The organism is Pseudomonas sp. NPDC087346, assembly GCF_044744235.1.
In the GTDB taxonomy this organism is placed as follows: domain Bacteria; phylum Pseudomonadota; class Gammaproteobacteria; order Pseudomonadales; family Pseudomonadaceae; genus Aquipseudomonas.
This window is the reverse complement of the sequence record NZ_JBIUXX010000188.1, coordinates 289-1,034: the sequence shown is the minus strand read 5'-3', so window position 1 is coordinate 1,034 and position 746 is coordinate 289. Positions and strand designations below refer to the sequence as shown.

The window sequence follows — 746 nt, the reverse complement described above, 5'->3', positions numbered from 1 at the left end:
GCTGCGATGACCGGAGGCCATACAAACTTCATGCAGAACAGTACAAAAATCAGGAACGCAACGGACTGGCCAATCAGGGTCGCATTAATGTTCACGCCAACACCTCGCAGTTACGTTGTCCATCACATCAAATTACTCGGAAGAATCCGGGTAATTAGCCAGCGATCTGACCAACGAACGGGTTCGCAAAGGTGAAGAACAGAGCGATACCAACACCGATCATGGTTACGGCGTCGAGCAGACCGGCAACGATGAACATTTTAACTTGCAGCATTGGAACCATTTCTGGCTGACGCGCTGCGCCTTCCAGGAACTTGCCGCCCAGCAGGCCGAAACCAATTGCGGTACCCAGTGCGCCCAGGCCGATCAACAGTGCAACAGCGATAGCGGTTAGACCAACTACAGTTTCCATCTTTCCTCCCGACTTTTACGTCGTATGGTTTAGGTTTTTTTAATTTAAAGCGGGTAAAACAAATCGTTTCAGCGGCCCCGTCAGGAGCCCCCTCCCGTTTGAAGGGGAGGGACATCAGACTAGTCGAAACCAGTCTTAATGGTTTTCTTCGTGCGCCATCGACAGGTAGACGATGGTCAGCATCATGAAGATGAACGCCTGCAGCGTGATGATCAGGATGTGGAACACAGCCCACGCCCACTGCAGAACAACGCCCAGGCCGCTGAGCCAGAGCAGGCCGCGGGGGGGGCGCGACGGCCAGGGCCGAGCGGAGCCGCACCGAAGCCGGCCGCGA

At 55.1% G+C, this 746-nt stretch carries 1 protein-coding gene and 2 pseudogenes; all 3 read right to left on the bottom strand.

Annotated features, from left to right (window positions below; genetic code table 11):
• Positions 1-95: pseudogene (locus tag ACIOZM_RS32000) on the bottom strand (F0F1 ATP synthase subunit B); the annotation flags it as partial.
• Positions 96-154: 59 nt separating this feature from the next.
• Positions 155-412 carry a F0F1 ATP synthase subunit C gene (atpE, locus tag ACIOZM_RS31995; RefSeq protein WP_003097235.1) on the bottom strand — a complete coding sequence of 86 codons (258 nt, stop codon included), beginning with the start codon at positions 410-412 and terminating at the stop codon, positions 155-157.
• A 135-nt stretch (positions 413-547) separates the two neighbouring features.
• Positions 548-746: pseudogene (locus ACIOZM_RS31990) on the bottom strand (F0F1 ATP synthase subunit A); the annotation flags it as partial.